This is a genomic window from Streptomyces sp. NPDC002574 (genome assembly GCF_042889545.1).
In the GTDB taxonomy this organism is placed as follows: domain Bacteria; phylum Actinomycetota; class Actinomycetes; order Streptomycetales; family Streptomycetaceae; genus Actinacidiphila.
Genome location: NZ_JBIARB010000006.1, coordinates 260,621 through 280,943, shown reverse-complemented (window position 1 = coordinate 280,943; position 20,323 = coordinate 260,621). Strand labels below are relative to the sequence as shown.

At 71.9% G+C, this 20,323-nt stretch carries 15 protein-coding genes and 1 tRNA gene; 6 read left to right on the top strand and 10 right to left on the bottom strand.

Annotated elements, in window-relative coordinates:
- Positions 1–86 precede the first annotated feature (86 nt).
- The 5 genes from ACFYXS_RS16360 to ACFYXS_RS16340 form a co-directional block, all read right to left on the bottom strand.
- Positions 87–1,595, bottom strand: coding sequence for an alpha-N-arabinofuranosidase (locus ACFYXS_RS16360; protein ID WP_389248443.1), 1,509 nt, complete (start codon positions 1,593–1,595; stop codon positions 87–89).
- A 51-nt stretch (positions 1,596–1,646) separates the two neighbouring features.
- Positions 1,647–2,582: a carbohydrate ABC transporter permease gene (locus ACFYXS_RS16355; RefSeq protein WP_389248441.1), complete on the bottom strand. Its 936-nt coding sequence runs from the start codon at positions 2,580–2,582 to the stop codon at positions 1,647–1,649.
- Positions 2,572–3,435, bottom strand: a complete 864-nt coding sequence (locus ACFYXS_RS16350; protein WP_389248439.1) for a carbohydrate ABC transporter permease — start codon at positions 3,433–3,435, stop codon at positions 2,572–2,574. Before ACFYXS_RS16350 ends, ACFYXS_RS16355 begins: the two co-directional genes overlap by 11 nt.
- A 58-nt stretch (positions 3,436–3,493) precedes the next feature.
- Entirely contained in the window at positions 3,494–4,777 is a 1,284-nt protein-coding gene (locus tag ACFYXS_RS16345; protein WP_389248437.1) for an ABC transporter substrate-binding protein, read from the bottom strand.
- Positions 4,778–4,894: 117 nt separating this feature from the next.
- Positions 4,895–6,061 carry a LacI family DNA-binding transcriptional regulator gene (locus ACFYXS_RS16340; RefSeq protein WP_389248435.1) on the bottom strand — a complete coding sequence of 389 codons (1,167 nt, stop codon included), beginning with the start codon at positions 6,059–6,061 and terminating at the stop codon, positions 4,895–4,897.
- 298 nt (positions 6,062–6,359) lie between these two features.
- Between ACFYXS_RS16340 and ACFYXS_RS16335 the strand changes: the two genes are divergently transcribed.
- Positions 6,360–8,216: an arabinofuranosidase catalytic domain-containing protein gene (locus tag ACFYXS_RS16335; protein ID WP_389248433.1), complete on the top strand. Its 1,857-nt coding sequence runs from the start codon at positions 6,360–6,362 to the stop codon at positions 8,214–8,216.
- 353 nt (positions 8,217–8,569) lie between these two features.
- Here ACFYXS_RS16335 and ACFYXS_RS16330 read toward each other — a convergent pair.
- Positions 8,570–8,643: transfer RNA gene (locus ACFYXS_RS16330), tRNA-Pro, on the bottom strand.
- A gap of 161 nt (positions 8,644–8,804) precedes the next feature.
- On the opposite strand from ACFYXS_RS16330, the gene ACFYXS_RS16325 reads away from it, so the two are divergent.
- Positions 8,805–9,095 carry a YiaA/YiaB family inner membrane protein gene (locus ACFYXS_RS16325; protein ID WP_389248431.1) on the top strand — a complete coding sequence of 97 codons (291 nt, stop codon included), beginning with the start codon at positions 8,805–8,807 and terminating at the stop codon, positions 9,093–9,095.
- Here ACFYXS_RS16325 and soxR read toward each other — a convergent pair.
- Positions 9,076–9,600 carry a redox-sensitive transcriptional activator SoxR gene (gene soxR, locus ACFYXS_RS16320; protein WP_389248429.1) on the bottom strand — a complete coding sequence of 175 codons (525 nt, stop codon included), beginning with the start codon at positions 9,598–9,600 and terminating at the stop codon, positions 9,076–9,078. The genes ACFYXS_RS16325 and soxR overlap by 20 nt on opposite strands.
- A 54-nt stretch (positions 9,601–9,654) precedes the next feature.
- Here soxR and ACFYXS_RS16315 point away from each other — a divergent pair, with 54 nt between their 5' ends.
- Positions 9,655–10,356: a transketolase gene (locus ACFYXS_RS16315; RefSeq protein WP_389248427.1), complete on the top strand. Its 702-nt coding sequence runs from the start codon at positions 9,655–9,657 to the stop codon at positions 10,354–10,356.
- A gap of 52 nt (positions 10,357–10,408) precedes the next feature.
- Positions 10,409–11,344: a transketolase family protein gene (locus ACFYXS_RS16310; protein ID WP_389248425.1), complete on the top strand. Its 936-nt coding sequence runs from the start codon at positions 10,409–10,411 to the stop codon at positions 11,342–11,344.
- An 18-nt stretch (positions 11,345–11,362) separates the two neighbouring features.
- On the opposite strand, the gene ACFYXS_RS16305 is transcribed toward ACFYXS_RS16310, so the two are convergent.
- On the bottom strand, positions 11,363–12,325 hold the full coding sequence (locus ACFYXS_RS16305) for an aldo/keto reductase (RefSeq protein WP_389248423.1): 963 nt from the start codon (positions 12,323–12,325) through the stop codon (positions 11,363–11,365).
- 135 nt (positions 12,326–12,460) lie between these two features.
- Between ACFYXS_RS16305 and ACFYXS_RS16300 the strand changes: the two genes are divergently transcribed.
- Entirely contained in the window at positions 12,461–15,136 is a 2,676-nt protein-coding gene (locus ACFYXS_RS16300; RefSeq protein WP_389248421.1) for an alpha/beta fold hydrolase, read from the top strand.
- Positions 15,133–16,032, top strand: coding sequence for an ABC transporter permease (locus tag ACFYXS_RS16295; protein ID WP_389248419.1), 900 nt, complete (start codon positions 15,133–15,135; stop codon positions 16,030–16,032). Before ACFYXS_RS16300 ends, ACFYXS_RS16295 begins: the two co-directional genes overlap by 4 nt.
- A 61-nt stretch (positions 16,033–16,093) precedes the next feature.
- Here the strand turns inward: ACFYXS_RS16295 and ACFYXS_RS16290 are convergent, their stop codons facing one another.
- Positions 16,094–19,486 carry a lectin gene (locus ACFYXS_RS16290; RefSeq protein ID WP_389248417.1) on the bottom strand — a complete coding sequence of 1,131 codons (3,393 nt, stop codon included), beginning with the start codon at positions 19,484–19,486 and terminating at the stop codon, positions 16,094–16,096.
- A gap of 496 nt (positions 19,487–19,982) precedes the next feature.
- Positions 19,983–20,270, bottom strand: a complete 288-nt coding sequence (locus ACFYXS_RS16285; RefSeq protein WP_389248415.1) for a hypothetical protein — start codon at positions 20,268–20,270, stop codon at positions 19,983–19,985.
- Positions 20,271–20,323: the final 53 nt, after the last annotated feature.

Here is a 20,323-nt window from a genome sequence, read left to right as displayed (position 1 = left end):
GCACGGCCCGACAGCGGACCGGCAGGAACCGCAGACCTGCCGCGACCCGCCGGTCGCTGTCGGGGGCACTTCCCGCGTACCGGGGGTCACTTCCTGGGCGGAGCCGTTCTGATCATCGTCCAGGACACCGGGGGGAGTTCCGCCGAGAAGCCCTTCGGCTCCACGAAGTGGCGGGTGCTGGAGCGCGGTTCGACCCGGCGGGGGGCCGTCTTGGAGTTGGTCGCCAGCAGGTCCTCGCCGCCGAGCACCACATGCTCGACGATGTCGTACTCCTGGCCGGCCATCGCCAGCTGCAGGGTGGCCGCCTGGGTGCCGTCCCGGTTGACGGCGAAGATCGTCGTCTCGCCGGTCTCGGGGTCCCGGGTCGCGGTCACGTCGACGGCGGCCACATCGCCGAGGGTCTCGGAATGCAGTACGGGCGAGGTGGGCTCGACGCGCAGCACCTCGCCGCGCGCGTGCCGGGCGGTGAGCGCGAAGGGGTAGAAGATGGTCTGCCGCCAGGCACCGGTGTCGGACTCCGTGCGGATCGGCGCGATGACGTTGACGAGCTGGGCGAGGCAGGCGATGGTCACCCGGTCGCTGTGCCGGAGCAGGCTCATCAGCAGGTTGCCGAGCACGACGGCGTCCTCGACGGTGTACTCGTCCTCGATCAGCCGGGGCGCCTGCGCCCATTCGAGGTTGTCCTGGCCGGCGAACCGGCTCTCGTACCAGAGGTTCCACTCGTCGAAGGAGAGCTTCAGCTTGCGCCGGGAGCGCTTCTTGGCCGCCACATGGTCGCAGGTGGCGATGACGCCCTCGATGAAGGTGTCCATCACCTGCGCGGACGCGAGGAAGCCGATCCGGTCGTCGCCGTGCTGCTCGAAGTAGGCGTGCAGCGAGATGTAGTCGACGACGTCGTAGGCCTCGTCCAGGACGTCGGCCTCCCAGGACCCGAAGGTCGGCATCCGCTCGTTGGAACTGCCGCACGCGACGAGTTCCACGGACGGGTCGATGCGCCGCATGGCCTTGGCGGTCTCCGCGGCCAGCCGGCCGTACTCCGTGCCGGTCTTCTGGCCCACCTGCCAGGGGCCGTCCATCTCGTTGCCCAGGCACCAGGTCTTGATGTTGTGCGGCTCACGGACACCGTGGGCGATGCGCAGGTCGGAGTAGCGCGTGCCGCCGGGGAAGTTGGCGTATTCGAGCAGGTTGCAGGCGTCCTCGACGCCGCGCGTGCCGAGGTTCACGGCCATGATCGGTTCGATGTCGGTCTGCCTGGCCCAGGACATGAACTCGTTGAGCCCGAACGTGTTGGGTTCCAGGGAGCGCCAGGCCAGGTCGAGGGCGACCGGACGGCCCTCGCGGGGGCCGACTCCGTCCTCCCATCGGTAGCCGGACACGAAGTTGCCGCCGGGGTAGCGGACGGCGCTCACGCCGAGTTCGCGGGTGAGCTTGATGACGTCGGCACGCAGGCCGTCGACGTCCGATTCCGGGTGGCCGGGCTCGTAAATGCCTCCGTAGACGCAGCGGCCCATGTGTTCGACGAACGACCCGAAGAGGCGCGGGGGCACCGGCGCGATGACGAATGCGGGATCGATGGTTGCAGTGCAGGTGAGCACACCTGTCTCCGGTTTCTCTGGAAACGAGCGGGGGTGGGCGGAGGGAGCGAGCTACTTCATGCCTGTGGTCGCCACGCCCTGCACGAAGAAGCGCTGGAGGACGAGGAAGGCGATGGCGAGAGGGCTCAGCGAGATGGCGGCGCCGGCCATCAGTGCGGCGTGGTCGACGCCCGACTGGCTGGAGAACAGTGTCAGGGCGGCGGGCAGCGTCTGCATGTCGGCGTTGCTGTTCACCACGAGGGGCCACAGGAAGTCGTTCCACAGCGCGGCGAACTGGATGATGAACAGCGAGGCAAGGGCCGGTTTGGCGTTGGGCAGGATGATCCGCCAGTAGACGGTGAAGTCGTTCGCCCCGTCGATCCGTGCGGCGTCGTCCAGCTCTCGCGGCAGCTGCATGAAGAACTGGCGGAGCATGAAGATGCCGAGGGCGCTGGTCGCGCGGGGGATGATCAGGCCCTGGTAGGAGTTGAGCCAGCCGAGGTGGAACAGGGTCAGGAAGACCGGTACGAGGGTGACCTGGAAGGGCACCATCAGCGTGGCCAGGATCAGCACGAACACCACATTCTGCCCCCTGAACCGCAGCCGGGCCAGCGCGAACGCGGTCATGGAGTCGAACAGCAGCAGGACCACGGTCGTGCCGCCGGCGAAGACGAACGTGTTGAGTACGAGCCGGCCGAACGGGAGCTGGTCGAGCACCGCGTCGACGCCGTGCATCGTCCAGTGCCGCGGGAACAGCCGAGCGGGGTCGGCGTAGAGGTCGGCGTTGGTCCGGAAGGCGACGCCGAGCATCCACAGGAACGGAATGATCATCGCGAGCGCGCCGACGGTGACAGCGACCCAGGACACGACCGTGCCGAAGCGGGCGCCGTACCGTACGGCGACCAGTGCGGCCGACCGCAGGCGGGTCGGGCCGTCCGGCCCCGCTCCGCTCTTGTCGGGGCCGAGCCGTCCTGCCGAGGCGCGCGTCCGGAGCGTGTCAGTCTGCATCGCGGAACCTCGACAGACGCAGTTGGAGTGCGGAGATCACCAGGATGATCGCGAACAGGATCCACGCGACGGCGCTGGCATAGCCCATCTGGAACTCCACGAACCCCTTCTGGTACAGGTACATCACGACGGATTCCGTGTGGAAGATCGGCCCTCCGCCGGTCAGGGAGAAGACCAGGTCGAAGAGCTGGAGTCCGGTGACGGTGGCGATCAGCGTGGTGAACAGCAGTGCGGGACGCAGCCCGGGCAGGGTCACATGCCGGAAGCGCCGCCAGGGGCCCGCACCGTCGAGCGCGGCCGCCTCGTACAGGTGGGGTGGGATCTGCTGGATGCTCGCCAGCAGGACGATCATGGTGAAGCCGACGTTCTTCCAGATGCCGACCGCGATCACCGTGGGCAGCGCCAGCGAGGTGGACTGGAGCCAGTCGGGCGGGGTGATCCCGATGTCGGACAGCCAGGCGTCGACCAGGCCGACCTGCGGGTCGAGCAGGAACTTCCAGACGATGCCGCTCACCACGAGCGACGCGATGAACGGGAAGAAGTACGCGGTACGCAGCATTGCCGAGTACCAGGTCGTCCTGCGCAGCCGGGAGGCAATGGCCAGAGCGATCACGACCTGCCCGACCGACACCGCGGCGGTGTAGATCACCGTGATGCGCAGGGCGTTCCAGAACCGCGAATCGTGGTACAGGGCCGTGTAGTTGTCGAACCCCACGAATGTGTGGTGGGACTCGCCCACGGTCCAGTCGTGCAGGCTCATCCAGCCGGACTGCAGGATCGGCTCGGCGATGAAGACGCCGATGAGCAGGATGCTCGGGAGGATGAACAGATAGGCGCTGTTGATCCGGGGCATGCGGCGCCGTGCGGGTGCGGTCCCCCGGGCGAAAGGGAGTTGGATGCCGGCCACGTGCCTACCGCTTGCAGCCGGTGAGTGAGTCGATCGTCTTCGCCGCGTCGTCCGCGGCGGACTGGACGTCGGCGCCGCGTTCGATCTTCTGGATGAGCGGGACGTAGGCGTCGGTGTCGATGCGGGTGGCGCTCTCCTGGCCGGCGAGGTAGAGCTTCGCGTTCGGGAGCGCGGCGGCGAACTGGGCCGCGGTCGGGTTCGCGTCGACGGCGCTGCCCAGGTCGGTGCGGGCCGGCGGGAAGCCGGAGATCTTCGAGAACTGCGCCTGGGCGGTCTTGCCGGTGTACCAGGCGAGGAATTCCTCGGCCTGCGCCGCGTGCTTGGTGGTGCGCGCGATCATCAGCGGCACCGTGGACGCCAGGGTCACCGGGCCGGCCGCGCCGACCGGCACCTGGGCGATACCGAGATCGATGCCCGCGGCCTTGAAGCCGGCCGCGGCCCAGGGTCCGTTGATCTCCATCGCGGCCTTCTTGGACGAGAACAGTGTGTCGGCGTCCGCGCCGGCCTGGCCGACCGGGCTGATGCGGTCCTTGCGGACCAGATCGCTCCACCGGCTCAACGCGGCGGTACTGGCGGAGCTGTTGACGGCGGCGCAGTTGTCGGGTCCGACGATGTCGCCACCGCTCATCCACTGCAGGATCGGCCACATCTGGATGGTGTTGTTGTCCGCCAGCGAGAGCCCGTACTGGCTCGGCTTGCCGCCGGAGCCCTTGGTGAGCTTCTTGGCGTCGGCTATGAACTCCTCCTCGGTGGCCGGCGCCTTGGTGATGCCGGCGGCGGCGAACATCTCCTTGTTGTAGTAGAGGACGAGCGTGGCCATGTTGGCCGGTACCGCGTAGAGCTTGCCCTTGACCGTGAACGCCGACTTGACCGCGGCCGGGAAGGCGCCGGAGTCGATCTGCGTGGTGCCGGTGCCGACCGCGGGGTCCAGCGGAAGCACCGAGTTGGTCTTGATGTACGTGAAGATCGCGCCCGGATCCGAGCTGGGGGTGGCCAGGTCCGGGCCCTGGCCCGTGGCCCAGGACGCCGGCAGCTTCTGGCCGATGGTGGCCCAGGGCTCGGTCGTCATCGTGACGTGGATCTTGGGGTGACTCGCGTTGAACTGCTTGATCACGGCTTGGTACGAGGGGGCGTCGGGGCCGGTGAAGCCGGTGAGCACGGTCAGGCTCACGACGCCGCCGGGCGCACCGCCGCCGCTTGCGCCGTTGTCGCCGCAGCCGGCGAGGAGGAGTGAGACTGTCGAGGCGACGGTCAGGGCCGCGGCCGTTCTGCCGTATCTGAGGTGCATGCCGATCGTTCCATTTCGTTCGTGCCCCACGGCGTCGTGGGGCTGGAGGGTCGATGGAGCTGCCTTCTTCTGCGCACCGCCGGTCCGGTCCGGATCTCTCGTCCGGGTCCGGGCCGCTCAGCCGGGATGGCCTCCGCAGGACTCGCGGATCACGAGCTCGAACGGCAGCACGGTGTGGACCGGGTCGGGTGCCGTCCCGTCCACCAGGTCGAAGAGGATCGCCGCGGCCTTGCGGCCCAGCGACTCGGCCGGGACGTGGATGGTGGTGATCCCCGGCGTGGTGAGCCGTGAGACGCCGAAGTCGTCGTATCCGGCCAGTGCGATGTCCTCGGGGATGCGCAGTCCGCGGGAGCGGATCTCCAGCATCGCGCCGTAGGCCATCTCGTCGTTGGCGGCGAAGATCGCCTGGACGTCGGACATGCTGTCCAGCACCTCGCGGGCTGCGGCCCGTCCCGACTCCTCGCTGAAATCGCCCACGGCGAGCGTGTGGGTGCAGTGCCGTCCCGACTCGGCGAGCGCGGTGCGGAAGCCCTCGTAGCGGTCCACCGCGGTCTGGTGGTTGAGCGGGCCGCTGATGTGGGCGATACGGGTCAGGCCGTGGTCCGCCACCAGGTGGCGGGCGATCGCCGCGGCGCCCGCGATCTCGTCGATGCCGACGCTCACCGCATGCGGCAGGTGCACGAACCGCCCGATCAGGACCACCGGCAGGGCGGCGTCCACCATGCGGTTGACGTTCGGGTCGCTGATCGACGCCGAGGCGACGATCGCTCCCGAAGCCGCCTGGGAGCGCAGCACCCGCTCGTAGGCGGCGACGCCGTGCGACTCGTCGGGATTGGTGGACACCATCAGCGCGGCGTCGCGTGCGTTGGCCTCGGCGGTCACCCCCACCAGGAGGTGCATGAAGTAGGGGTGGCCGAAGACATGCTGGCCGGTGTTGGGCACGACGACCGCGATCGAGGTCGACCGGCCCGCGCGCAGTGCCCGTCCCGCGGAGTTCGGGACGTAGCCGAGCTTCGCCGATGCGGCCCGTACCGCCTCCTTGGTCGCTTCGCTGATCCGCGGGTGGTCCGAGAGCGCCATGGACGCTGCGCTCTGGGAGATCCCGACGGCCGTCGCGATGTCCTTGAGCGTGACGGTGGCGCGCTTGTCCGCCGGCGCCGAGCGCCTGCGGCTCCCCCGGCCGCCGTCCGGCACAGGGTTCGCGCCGGCTCCATCCGCCGAGGTGCCCCGCTCCAGAGGGACGGCGTTGTCGTCGCGGCCCTCGTCCCGCCCGGCGGCCGTCATCGCCGCACCCCCGGCGCGTCGCCGCGGTTCGTGCACTTCATCCGGTACCTCACACGGTGCTCTAACGATTCAGCAACCCGGACGCTAGGTCAGAGCGAACATCGCGTCAAGAGCTGTGTACGAGATCTCATCGGGCATTTTCCGGGCGGGTACGGGGGTTGACGGCCGCGACACGCCAGCTCTACTTTCGGACCCGCTGAATCGTATGAGCATCATCCTCCGAGCGCGTCGCACCGCGTTCCACGGGCGCGCCGGCGCACCACCGCCCTCGACCTCACCCCACGGAGAAAGGTCGACGATGCCCCCTCACCCCCACCGACCCGATGTGCGGCGCGCGTTGCGCCGCTTCCACGACGTCCTGCTCGCCCTCGGCGCGACCATGACCCTGGCCCTCGGGCTGCTGATCGGGCTCACCGGCCCCGCTCAGGCCGCGACGGACCAGCCCTGCGACATCTACGGCAGCGCGGGAACACCCTGCGTGGGTGCCTTCAGTACCGTCCGGGCGCTCTACGGCTCGTACGACGGCAGCCTCTACCAGGTCACCCGCATCCAGGACGGCGCGACCCTCGACATCGGGCTGCTCGCCGCAGGCGGGATCGCCGACGCCGGCCCGCAGAACATCTTCTGCACCAGCGGCCCCTGCGTCATCTCCAAGATCTACGATCAGTCGCCGCGGCACAACGACCTGACCGTCGAGGGCGCGGGCACCGCGGGCCCCGCCGACGTCGGCGCCCTGGCGAACGCGCTGCACGTCACCGTGGGAGGCCACTCGGTGTACGGCGTCTACGTGCCGCCGGGTGTGGGCTACCGCCACGCCGTCGGCTCCGGCGTCGCCACCAACGGGCAGGCCGAAGGTATGTACATGGTGACCAGCGGCACCCATACGGTTCACGAGTGCTGTTTCGACTTCGGCAACGTCGAGGCCCAGGTGCACGACACCGGGCACAGCCACATGGACGCGCTCAACATGTCCACACTCGCCGCGTGCGACCCGTGCCACGGCAGCGGTCCGTGGGTGCAGGCCGACCTGGAGGACGGGATCTACCAGGCCGACACCAACGCCCACAGCGTCAACGGCGGCAACACCAGCCCGTTCGTGACGGCGCTGCTCAAGAACAACGGCCGGACGACCTTCGCGCTCAAGGGCGGCAACTCACAGTCCGGCAGCCTCACGACATGGTGGAACGGCCCCCTCGCCCCCGAGGACACCCCGATGCACCAGGAGGGGTCCATCGTTCTCGGCACGGGCGGCGACAACAGCAACAGGGCCGTCGGGTCCTTCTTCGAGGGCGTGATGACCTCCGGTTACCCGTCGGACGCCGCCGACAACGCCGTACAGGCGAACATCGTGTCGGCCGGTTACGCGGGCGACACGGCCGGCGTCGCCCCGGCCACCATCGCCGGTCCCGCGGGCACGTGCGTGGACGTCACCGGCAACGACGTCGCGGGCAAGTCCGCCGCCGTCCAGCTCTGGGACTGCCAGAGCGCCGCCGCCGACCAGCACTGGACCCACGACGTCGACGGCTCGCTGCGTACGCTCGGCCGCTGCATGGACGTCGTCGGCAACGTCACGGCCGAGAACGCCCAGGTCCAGCTCTACGACTGCAACGGCGTCGGCGGCCAGAAGTGGGTGCAGCGCGCGGACGGCTCGCTGCTCAACCCGCAGTCCGGCCGCTGCCTCGACGCGACCGGCGGGGCCACCGCCAACGGCACCCGCCTGCAGATCCACGACTGCAACGGAACCGCCGCGCAGGTCTTCGCGATCGGCGGCGGTTCGCCCGTCGCGGCCCCCGGCGGCAAGTGCGCGGACGTCTACGGCGACGACAACGGGGGCAACCTCGCCGCGGCGCAGTTGTGGGACTGCCAGCCGTACGCACGGGACCAGCACTGGGTGCACACGGCTTCGGGCCTGCTCACCACGCTGGGCCGCTGCCTGGACATCGCGGGCAACGGCACCGCCCAGGACACGCTGGTGGAGCTGTACGACTGCAACGGAGTCGGCGGCCAGATATGGCAGCCGCAGTCCGACGGCTCGCTGCTCAACCCGCAGTCCGGCCGCTGCCTGGAGGCGGCCGGCGGGGCCACCGCCGACGGCACCCGGCTGCGGATCCACGACTGCGACGGCTCGGCGGGGCAGAAGTTCGCACTGAGTTGAGGTGAGTCCTTCGGCCTCACGCGCCGAATCGAGGGTGCGGTTCGCAGGAAGGCCTGCGGACCGCATCCCGTTCCGGACGCGGAGAGCTCCTCGGTGGCTGCGGGAAGTCCCCGGCTCCCATCCGTGCCAGGCAGGTCTTGTCGCCGAACAGGCCCGGAGCGTCGCCCACATGGACGAGACACGCCCCCTGGTCGCCCCACGCCTGCTCGTGTTCCGGGACAAGCCCGACGCCCGCCTCTTCACGGACCGGCCTGGCAGGGACGGCCGACGCCGCGGTCCCCCTGCACGTCGTCGCCAAAAGCAAAAGGCCCGCTGACCTGGCCACATGCCAGTCAGCGGGCCTCTCCGCACCGTCGGGACGACAGGATTTGAACCTGCGACCCCTTGACCCCCAGTCAAGTGCGCTACCAAGCTGCGCCACGTCCCGGTGCCGGATCCCCCGGGGATTCCCGGGCTGACCGCGCACGAGAACAATACCGCACGTCGGCCGGTGCTCGCTCACAGGTATGACGCCGGGCGGCGGCCACCGCGTGAAGATGAGTAGCCGTACTCATGTGGCACGCGCCACACCGCGCCGACACTGCTGTCATGGCGAATCCGATCCGGCAGCAGACGACAGGGGCCTACTCCGCGCAGGCCGCGCTCTCGTTCGCGCTCGCTTTGGCGGCGATGGTGGTGGGCATCGCCTACCTGCCCGTGGGCCCGTGGGTGCGGGCCTTCCTGGCGGTGGGACTGCTCTATGTGGTGACCTCGGCGTTCACCCTGGCCAAGGTGGTACGCGACCGGCAGGACGAGGGCCAGGTCACCAGCCGTGTGGACCAGGCACGGCTGGACAAGCTCCTGGCCGAGCACGATCCGTTCAAGGTCGACGGGCTGTAGGCGCGGCCTCCTGACCCGCGGGCTCGTCCCCGAGCAGGTAACGGGCGCCGGCGCCGGAAGCGGCGGCGGCGTCACCGGGGTTGTACAGACCGCATTTGCGCAGAGACAGGCAGCCGCAGCCGATGCAGCCGGTGAGCCGGCGCTTGAGGCGCTCCAGCTCGGTGATCTGCTCGTCGATGCGGCGGGTCCAGGCGCGGGCGACGGAGTTCCACTCGGTGGCGTTGGGCGCGCGGTCCTCGGGCAGCCGGTCCAGCGCCGCGCGGGCCTCCTCCAGGGAGAGGCCGACCCGCTGGGCGGCACGGATGAACGCGACACGGCGCAGCGTGGACCGCGGGTAGCGACGCTGCCCGCCTGCCGTGCGTTCCGAGCGGATGAGGCCGATCTCCTCGTAGTAGCGCAGACAGGAGGCGGACAGGCCGCTGCGGGCGGCGAGCTCGCCGATGGCGAGACGGTCCTGGTGCGCGGGGCGGGCCGGGGTCGGGGGCTGCGACGCATGCGGGCTCATGTCCTCCGAGCCTACGCTTGACCTCAAGTCGCCTTGAAGTTGCACGCTCGTCCCATGACCCCGACACGCACAACCCCCGCGTACGACTACCGGGACCTGCCACGCCTGATGTCGCTGATGACGGGCGACGAGAAGCACGGGCCGGCGGCCACCTCCACCCTCGACGTGCTGTGGGTGCTCTACGACCGTGTGCTGCGAGTGACCCGGGACACCGCGGACGACGAGGACCGCGACCGCTTCCTGCTGTCCAAGGGCCACGGTCCGATGGCGTACTACGCCGTGCTCACGGCCAAGGGCTTCATTCCGGAGGAGTGGCTGCCCTCCTTCGGTTCCTACGACTCACGGCTCGGCCACCACCCGGACCGGATGCTGGTGCCGGGTGCGGAGATCGGCTCCGGGTCTCTCGGGCACGGGCTGGCGCTCGCGGTGGGCAGCGCCCTCGGGCTGCGGGCCCAGGGGCTGACCTGCGCCAAGGTCTGGGCACTGGTCGGCGACGCCGAGATGGACGAGGGCAGCAACCACGAGGCCGTCGCCTTCGCCGGCGCGACCGGCCTGGAGTCCCTGCACGTCGTGGCGATCGACAACTCCTCGGCCACGTACGGCTGGCGGGGCGGGCTCGCCTCGCGCTTCGCCGCCGAGGGCTGGTCGGCGGTGACCGTGGACGGCCGCGACCACGAAGCGCTGTACGAGGCGTTCACCGCGCCGCACCCGGGCGTGCCGCGTGCGGTCGTCGCCCGCGTCGAGTCCAAGTACTGACCGCCCTCCCCCACTCCACCGAAGACGACACGGACCGAGGAGTCTCCCCACCATGGACACCATGCGCGAGCGCTTCACCGCCGTCACCACCGACCTGCTCGACGAGGACCCGCGGCTGGCCGTGGTCCTGGCGGTCATCTCGGGCGACCGCTTCAGGGACGCGGCACGGGCCCATCCCGACCGCGTGATCGACGTCGGCATCCGCGAGCAGTTGCTCGTCGGCGCGGCGGGCGGGCTGGCCCTGACCGGGCTGCGGCCGATCGTGCACACCTTCGGCAGCTTCCTGGTGGAGCGGCCGTTCGAGCAGGTCAAGCTGGACCTGGGGCACCAGGGGGTGGGCGCGGTGCTGGTCAGTTCCGGCGCGTCCTACGACATCGCGGCCGGCGGCCGCACCCACCAGTCGCCCGGCGACGTGGCGCTGCTCGACACCCTGCCGGGATGGACCGTCCACGTCCCCGGCCACCCCGACGAGGCCGAGGCACTGGTCCGGCACGCGGCCGCCGACGGCGACCGCCGGGTCTACGTACGGCTCAGCGAGCAGTCCAACCGCGCCGCGCTGCCGGTGTCCCCCGGGCGGTTCCGCACGCTCCGCGAGGGCCGCGCCGGGGTCGTGGTCGCCGTGGGGCCGCTGCTCGACGCGACGCTGGAGGCGGTGGCCGGACTCGACGTCACAGTGCTGTACGCCTCCACGGTGCGGCCTTTCGACACGGCCGGGCTGCGCGCCGCCGCCGGGGCGGCGGACCGCGCGGACGTCGTCCTGGTCGAGCCGTACCTGGCGGGCACCTCGGCGGGGGTCGCGAACGACGCGCTCATGGATCTGCCGCACCGCGTCCTGGCCCTCGGTACCGCACGGGAGGAGCTGCGCCGCTACGGCACCTGGCGCGACCACGCCCGGGCGCACGGCCTGGACGCGGCGGGGCTGCGGCGCGGCGTCCAGGCCTTCCTCGCGGTCGCGCGGGCGGGCGCCGCGACGGCCGCGGTGCGCTGAGGGCCCCTGCCGGCGGGATCAGGTCCAGGGCAGGGCGGAGCGCTCCCGCCAGTAGACCGGGGCCGGTTCGGCGAGGGCGGTGAGGCGGGCGAGGCGTTCCGCGCCCAGGTGGACGACGGCGGCGGCGTTGGACTCCACCTGGGCGCCGGTGGCCGCGCCGGACAGGACGACGTCCGCCCAGGGGCGGTGCAGGATCGCGGCGAGGGCGACGGCGTCCGGGGTGGCGCCCGCCCCGCCGGCGACCTCGGCGAGGACCGAGCCGGGCGCGGCCTGGGCCAGACGGCCGTTGGCCATGCCTTCCTTGACGATGACGGTCAGACCCGCGGCGTGGGCCTCGGCGAGGGCCGACCCCGCCGAGGGTTCGAGCAGGTTGTACGTGGCCTGGACGGCGGTGAAGAGCCGCTGCCCGTCGACCGTCACCTCCATGGCCGCGCGGATGGCCTCGGCCTGCAGCGCGCCGCTGGTCGAGAAGCCGACGGCGACGCCCTCGGCGGCGAGGGCGGCGAGGCGTGCGTGGAGGGCGCGGTCGGTCAGCGCCGGGCTGTCCGGGGTGACGGAGTGGATCTGGTAGAGGTCGAGCCGGTCGCCGAGCAGGGCCCGGGTCTCGACGATCTGCCGGTCGTAGGTGGCCGTTCCGTGGTCCTTGACCTCGTGCACCTTCGCGTCGGAGCGCCAGTCCGCGGTGTAGGTGTAGCCCCATTTGCTGCCCACGACCACGTCGTTGACCTCGGGCCGGGCGGCGAGCCAGCCGGCGAGGAACTCCTCCGCGCGGCCGTAGGAGCGGGCCGCGTCGAAGTAGCGCATCCCGGCGGCGTACGCGGTGTCGAGCACTTCGTGGGCCCGGTCGCGCATCGCGTCGACGGTGCGGTCGGCGGGCAGGTCGGCGTCCCGGTGGAGATTGATGTAGCCGGGCCTGCCGACGGCGGCGAGGCCGAGTCCGAGGCGGGGCAGGGGCGCGGTGGCGAGGCGGTCCAAGGGCACGTCCGCCACCGTACTCCCGGTGGAGTACGGCGATCCGGTGCCTGAGACGGACGTCGCGAGTGATCACCGGAATGCATAGTGGAAGGCACCGGAACTCCGCCGGCGCACGTGCCCTTCCCACCCGAGGATCACCGCATGCGATTGGCCCTGCCCAGGCCCCTGCGTACCCGGCGGCGTCTCGCCGCCGGGGTGGCCGCGCTCGCCCTGCTGGCCGGCGGCGGGGCGGTGACACTGGCCGCGGCCGACGAACCGGCGGCCGTCCACCGCGAGGACCGGGTGTTCTCCCTCCCGGAGTCCCCCGGCAGCGCCCGGACGGTGCGGATCGACGCGTCGTACTTCACCTCCGGGGGCCGCACGCCGCGGCCCGCCGTGCTGCTCGCGCACGGCTTCGGCGGCAGCAAGGCCGACGTCCGGCCGCAGGCCGAGGACCTGGCCCGGCACGGCTACGCGGTGCTGACCTGGTCGGCGCGCGGCTTCGGCCGGTCCGGCGGCCGGATCGGGCTCAACTCCCCCGACGCCGAGGTCGCCGACGTCTCGCGGCTGATCGACTGGCTGGGCAAGCGCCCCGAGGTGCTGCGCGACGGTCCAGACGACCCGCGGGTCGGCGTCACCGGTGCCTCGTACGGCGGCGCCATCTCGCTGCTCGCCGCCGGCCACGACCGGCGGGTCGACGCGATCGCGCCCGCCATCACCTGGTGGAACCTGTCCGACGCCCTGTTCCCGGGCGGCGTGTTCAAGAAGCTGTGGGCCGGGATCTTCTTCTCCACCGGCGCGGACGGGGCGAAGTGCGGCTTCACCGCCCAACTCTGCGCGATGTACGACCGCTCGGCGGTCTCGGGGCGGGAGGACGCCGCCACCCGGCAGCTGTTGGAGCGCTCCAGCCCCTCGTCGGTCGCCGCGAGCATCAAGGTGCCCACCCTGGTCGTCCAGGGCCAGAACGACTCGCTCTTCCCGCTCGACCAGGGCGACGCCATCGCCCGCGCGGTCGAGGCGGGCGGCGCACCGGTCGCCGTCGACTGGTTCTCCGGCGGACACGACGGCGGCGACCAGGAGACCGACCGGGTCGAGGGCCGGATCACCTCCTGGTTCGACCGCTACCTGAAGAAGGACACGGGCGTCGGCACCGGCCCCGCCTTCCGCGTCACCCGGGCCGGCGGCGTGGACACCACCGACGGCCGGGCGATCAAGCGCGGCGCCGACGCGCCCGCCTATCCCGGGCTCGACGGCACGGGAACCCGCCGGGTCGCCCTCACCGGCGCCGCCCAGTCGGTGGCCAACCCGGCCGGCGGCAACCCGCCCGCCATCTCGGCGGTACCCGGCGTCGGCGCGCTGTCGCAGCTCTCCGACCTCGGCCAGGGTCTGTCCCTGTCGGTGGACTTCCCCGGCCAGCGCGCCGCGTTCGACTCCGCGCCGCTGCGCTCCCCGCTGTGGCTGACGGGCGCCGCGAGCGTGCGGGTGGACATACGCACCGACGCCCCGGACGGCGCGGTGCTCTTCGCGAAGCTGTACGACGTGGGGCCGGGCGGCGCCGAGTCGCTGCCGCACCAACTCGTCGCCCCCTTGCGGGCGGACGGGAAGGGCACCGTGCCGGTCACGCTGCCCGCCGTGGACCACGAGTTCGCCGCGGGGCACCGGCTGCGGCTGGTGCTGTCCAGCACCGACCTCGGCTACTCCTCACCGGTGCGGCCCGCGACGTACCGCGTGTCGCTGCCCGTGGGCGCCGCGCTGACCGTTCCCGTCGACCCGGCGCTGACCACCGACCAGGGCGGGCTGCCCGCCTGGGTGTGGGTGCTGCCCCTCGCGGCGCTCGCGCTGGCCGCGGCCCTGCTGCTGACCGGGCGGCGGCGGGCGGGCACCGTGCGGCAGGCCCCCGATCCCGCGCTCGCCGACGTGCCGTTGGAGATCTCGGGGCTGTCCAAGCGGTACAAGGGCGCGGCCGACCGCTACGCGGTGCGCGAGCTGTCCTTCCGCGTGGAGCGCGGCCAGGTGCTCGGGCTGCTCGGCCCCAACGGCGCCGGCAAGACCACGACGATGCGGATGATGATGGGCCTGATCCGGCCCGATGCGGGCGGCATCCGGGTCTTCGGGCAGGCGATCCGGCCCGGCGCTCCCGTCCTGTCGCGGGTCGGCGCGTTCGTGGAGGGCGCCGGCTTCCTGCCGCACCTGACCGGGCGGGCCAACCTGGAGCTCTACTGGCGCGCCACGGGCCGCCCGGCCGCCGACGCCCATGTGGAGGAGGCGCTGGAGATCGCCGGTCTCGGCGAGGCCCTGGAGCGCGCGGTGCGGACCTACTCGCAGGGCATGCGGCAGCGGCTCGCCATCGCGCAGGCCATGCTGGGCCTGCCCGACCTGCTGATCCTCGACGAACCGACCAACGGCCTGGACCCGCCGCAGATCCGCGAGATGCGCGAGGTCGTACGGCGCTACGCCGCCGCCGGGCGCACCGTCATCGTCTCCAGCCACCTGCTGTCGGAGGTCGAGCAGAGCTGCACGCACCTGGTGGTGATGGACAAGGGGCGGCTGATCGCGGCCGGCCCGGTCGGCGAGATCTCCGGCGGCGGCGAGGTCCTGCTCGTCGGCGCCCCCGGGATGCCGGAGGAGGCCCGCGAGGCCGTCGCCGCGAAGCTCGCCGCGCTGCCGGGGATCGCGGCGGCCGAGTCCGTGGAGGAGGGGCTGCTGGTGCGGCCCGGCACGATGACCGTGCCCGAGCTGCTGACCGAACTGCTGCGGCTGGACGTGCCGGTGGAGCGGGTCGGGCCGCACCGGCGCCTGGAGGACGCGTTCCTGACCCTGATCGGAGAGTCCGCATGACCGGCCCCTTGGACACCGTGGACGCCGCGAGCCCGGCAGGCCCGGCGGGCGCGGCGGAGGTCGCGCCGGGCTATCGCCCGGCCCGCACCCTGCCCTTCCGCGTCGAGGCGGTACGGCAGCTCCTGCGCCGGCGCACGCTGGTCGCGCTCGCCGTCGTCCTGGGTCTGCCCGTCGTCGTCTGGGCCGCGTTCGCCATCGGCGGCACGCCCAGCGGCCGGGACTCGGTGCCGACGATGATCGACGTGGCGACGGCCTCCGGGGTCAACTTCGCGCTGGCGGTGCTCTTCGTCTCGTCCGGCTTCCTGGTGACGATTCCCGTCGCGCTCTTCTTCGGGGACACCATCGCCTCCGAGGCGAGCTGGTCCTCGCTGCGCTACCTGCTGGCCGCGCCCGTGCCCCGGGCCCGGCTGCTCTCCAGCAAGCTGCTGGTCTCACTGGTCTTCAGCGCGGTCGCGGTGCTCGCCCTGCCGGCGGTCTCGCTGGGGGTCGGCACCCTCGCCTACGGCTGGCACGACATGGAACTCACCTCGGCCGGCTCGCTGCCGCCGGGGACCGCGGCCGGGCGTCTGGCGATCGCGGCGCTGTACGTCTTCGCCTGCCAACTGGCCGTCGCGGGGTTCGCCTTCTGGCTGTCGACGGTCACCGACGCCCCGCTGGGGGCGGTCGGCGGCGCGGTCGGGATCGCGATCCTGTCGAACATCCTGGACGCCATCACGGCCCTGGGCTCCTTGCGCAGCGTCCTGCCGACGCACTGGCAGTACGCGTGGTTCGACGCGCTGCAGCCCCGGCTGGAGTGGGCCGGGATGCTCAAGGGAGTCTCGGTGTCGGTCTCGTTCGCGGTGGTCTTCTTCGCCCTGGCCTACCGGGGGTTCCGGGGCAAGGACGTCGTGTCCTGAGCCTGCCGGACGTACGGCCGGGTGGCGGTGCCCCGCGGGGCGCCGCCACCCGGCCGCGGCGTCAGCTCCCGTACCCGAAGGCGAACACGTGCGCCGTGCCGTCGGCGGTCGCCGGCAGGGTGATGCTCGCGACGCGCTTGGCGGCGTCAACGGGCAGCTTCACGGCGAACACAAAGGTGGCCACCTTGTCCTGCTTGCCGCTCCCGGTGTTGCGGTAGGCCGTCGTGACGGCCGTGGTGTTGCCCGGGATCGGCTTGCCCCCGCCGCCGCCCAGCGTCCAGTCGGAGAAGCCGGAGCGGATCTGCGCCGTCGTGCCGTCGGCGTAGGTGACGGTGAAGGTGCCGGTCGCGCCGGCGGACGAGGCGTTGGTCGCCGAACCCAGGAGGCCGACCGAGGTCGTCCCCGCGGGCGCGGTCAGCGGGACGGTCTGCCCCGAGGCCTCGATGTTGTCGGGCTGCCCGGCCGTGGTGCTCGGCCAGGTGTAGGTGATGCCGTCGGCGGTCACCGTGCTGCCGCCCTGGACCCCGGCCGCGGCCAGCGCCTCCTTGGAGTACGCCCAGCCGCCGCCGTCGAAGCCGCCGTTGTACTGGCTGCCATCGGGGTGGACACCCTCATTGGTGTAGTACGGCCACAGGGCGCCCGGCGCGGCGACGGCGACGTGCAGCACCGTGGTGCCGAGGTCGCTGCCGGACGCGGTGCTCAGCGAGAAGACGATGTCGTACGTGCCCTCCGCACCGCCTCCGGTCACCGTCACCGGGTGGGACTCCTTCGCCCCGGCCCCCAGGGTGAGCGACCCCGACGTGGCCGCCAGGGAGACCCCGGACGGCACCTGCGCGGTCCAGCGCACCACCTCTTCCTTGGATCCGATGTTGGCCAGGTCGAGCGTGCCGGTACCGCTGCCGCCGGGGGCGAGCACCAGCCCGGCGCCGGACGGGCCGGAGCCCGCCAGCACGGTGCGCTGGCCGGTGGCGTCGGACGGCGGGGCGGCCGAAGCCGCCGACGCCCACGAGGTGTTGGGGCTCGTACCGAGCGTGAAGTCCAGCGTGGCGCCCTCACTCAGGTCGGCGAACGGCAGCCAAGCGGCGTTGTGCGCCGTGCCGTCGACGCGCAGCGACTGCACGTACGGTGCGTCCGTGGCGGCCTGCGGGGCGTTGATCCGCACCGTCCGGCCGCCGCCGAGGCGGATCTGCGCCTTGGGGAAGACCGGGCTGCCCAGCACCAGGGTGTCGGTGCCCGGCGTCTGCGGGTACATGCCCAGCTCGGACCAGACGTACCAGGAGCTCATCGCGCCCAGGTCGTCGTTGCCGAACTGCCCGACGGGTGCGTTGAAGTACAGCTTCTGCTGGGCCTCGCGGACGGCGGCCTGCGTCTTCCAGGGACGGCCGAGGTAGGAGTACTCCCAGGGGATCTCCACGCTCGGCTCGTTGCTGAGGTCGGCGTTGGTGCCGCCGGGGTGGGCGATGTCCGACAGGAGGCTGTCGAGGTAGGCGTCGTAGGCGTCCGCGCCGCCGCGGGCCGCGATCAGCGCCTTGAGGTTGAACGGGATCATCGGCGTGTACTGCGCCGAGGTGCCCTCGACGAAGCCGTTGGAGGTGCCGGGCGCGAAGCCGGTGGCGAAGGCGCCGGAGGTGGTCCGGGCCTGGACGTAGCCGGTGCGCACGTTGAAGACGTTCTGCCAGTCCTGGGCGCGGGTGGCGAAGGTGCGGTGGACGCCGTTCTCGCCGAGGGACTTGGCGAGCGCGGCGATGGCGTAGTCGGCGCTGTCGTACTCCAGTTGCGTCGACACCGGGCCGTAGAAGTTGCAGCAGCCCCAGTCGCTGCCGTCGATGGGCAGGTAGCCCTTGGCGTCGCGGACCGTCTGGCCGGGGCGGTCGTTGTTGGGGTGGGTGGCCTGGTGGACGAGGGAGTCCAGCGCGCCGGGGGCGTCGAAGTCGCGGGCTCCGAAGGCGTACGCGCCGGCGATGATCCCGGCGGCCGGGTCGCCGACCATGACGTAGCTCTCGCCGTTGTTCTGCGCCCACTTGGGGAACAGACCGGTCTGGTCGAAGCCGTTGACCATGGAGGTGACGACGTCGCTGGTGACGTCCGGCGCGACGACGGCCATCAGCTGCGTCTGGGACCGGTAGGTGTCCCAGCCGGAGTAGTTGGCGTACTGGGCGTGGCCCTTGCGGACGGTGTGCACCTCGCCGTCCATGCCGGCGTACTCGCCGTTGACGTCGGAGAAGACGTTGGGGTGCAGGAGCGAGTGGTACAGCGCGGTGTAGAACTGCACCTGCTGGTCGTGGCTCCCGCCGCCGATCCGCAGCCGGCCCAGGACCTTGTTCCAGGCGTCGTGGTTGGCCTGCCGGACGCCGGCGAAGTTCCAGCCTGGGATCTCGGAGGTCAGGTTCTTCCCGGCGTTGGCGTCACTGGTGTACGAGATGGCCACCTTGGCCTTCACGGCCTTCTGGGTGGTGGTGTCGAACGTCAGGTACATGCCGTTGGCGCCGGTGACCGGGGGCTTCGCGCGGGTGCCGGCACTCGGGGTGACCCCGGTCTCGGAGCCCTTCGCGGAGTCGCCGTCCGGGCCGTGGCCCGCGCGGGGGCCGGGGCGGCCCGGCACGGTGAAGTGCCGCTCCTTCTGCGGGCCGCGGGTCGCCGGGGGCGTGGCCGGCTGCTCCGGGGCGCCGAGGCGCAGCGACTTCGCCTGCGGATTGATCGTGGAGCCGACCCAGGTGCCGCTGCTGGTGAAGGGGCGGTCGAAGGTCATGCGGAAGTGCAGCGTGTAGGTGTTGTCGGCCCCGCAGAAGTGGCCACTGCTCACCGCGCCCGACACCTCGTGGTCGTTGACCACCTGGGCGCGGGTGTTGTCGATCTGCGTGGCACCGCCGCTGAGCTTGAGCAGCAGGTGCGAGTCGGCGCTGCCGGGGAAGGTGAAGGTGGCGAGCCCGGCGCGGGTGGTGCTGGTCAGCTCCGTGGTGATGCCCGTGTCGTCGGTCAGCCGGTAGTAGCCCGCCTCCGCCTGCTCGTTGGCGTGGCTGAAGCCGGTCGAGGTCGCGCCCAGGTCGCCGGTGAGGGACCCGGCGACGGGGAGCACGGGCACGTCACCGGCGGCGGGGCAGCCGGGGCCCGAGATGTGCGTGAGGCTGTAGCCGGAGATCTTCTTGTCGTCGTACTCGTAACCGCCGCCGGAGGGGCGGTTCGGGGTCGTGTCCGGACCCCACTGGAGCATGCCGAAGGGCGCGTCGGGACCGGGGAAGGTGTCCACTGCGCCCGATGTTCCGATGATCGGATTGACCAATGACGCCGGGTCGTCGGCCCAGGGGACGTCGGCGGCCGGCGCCGCGGCGGAGGCCGCCTGCAGCGGTCCGGCCGCGAGACTCAGGACGGCGACCGCCGCCAGCGGAACGCGCAGGCGCCGTACGCGCGGGAGATGGGGCCTGCGGATCAGCAGGTCGCGCCAGGGTCTTGCCATCACGTGCCTCCACAACCGGGTCGTCTTCACGGATGACTGAGAGTGCGCCGCACTCGCTCGGCGCACGACAACGTTGTCCGGCTCCTGACAACGTTGCCAGCGGGCATGAGTGAAACGCCTCAGCTGAATACCTGTCAACACCGGGCCCACGATGCGCACGTGAACCACACGCCCGGGCGAACGGATCGCGCCAAACGGGGTCGCGCGGACCCGGGGCAGGTACGGAGGCGGGCCCGGGGCGGTCACGGAGGCGGGACCGCGCGGCCGGCGGGGCTCCGCCGGCCGCCGCCGGAGGGTGCTGGGGACGCGTCCGCGCAAAGTCCCTTCCGGCGGCGGACATGGGGCCGGCACCCGGTGCGGGCCCACGTCATGCGGATCCGGGCCCCGTTGGTGGCGGCGCCCGTCGCGCTCGCGCAGGACGGAGAAGACGGCCGGAACCCGCGGGGACGTACCGGGCGCGCGACGCGGCCCCGGGCCGGTCGGACGATCACAAAGATCAGCTGTCGGCGGGCTCCTGACGCGGATCGCGATCGGGGTCCGGCACAAAGACGCTCAGCCGGTAAGCGGTCGGGTGGACCAGGCGGCCGCAGAACATGTCCATCCGCACCGCCGTCCAGTCGATCCGCGTGTCGGACGATCGAAGGCGTCGCATGTGCGCACGCCACTCCACCGCGTCGTCGGTCTCGAAGAGCACTTCCCAGTGGCCCGTGTCCGGCGCGCACCGCGCGGCAGCCCGCTCCCTCTCGTCACGCTGCTGACGTTTCCTCTCGCGCTGCCCCGGCATCGGCCCGGCATCCCGGCCTCCACCGTCGCAGCATGGCCATGGCCCGGGCGTGA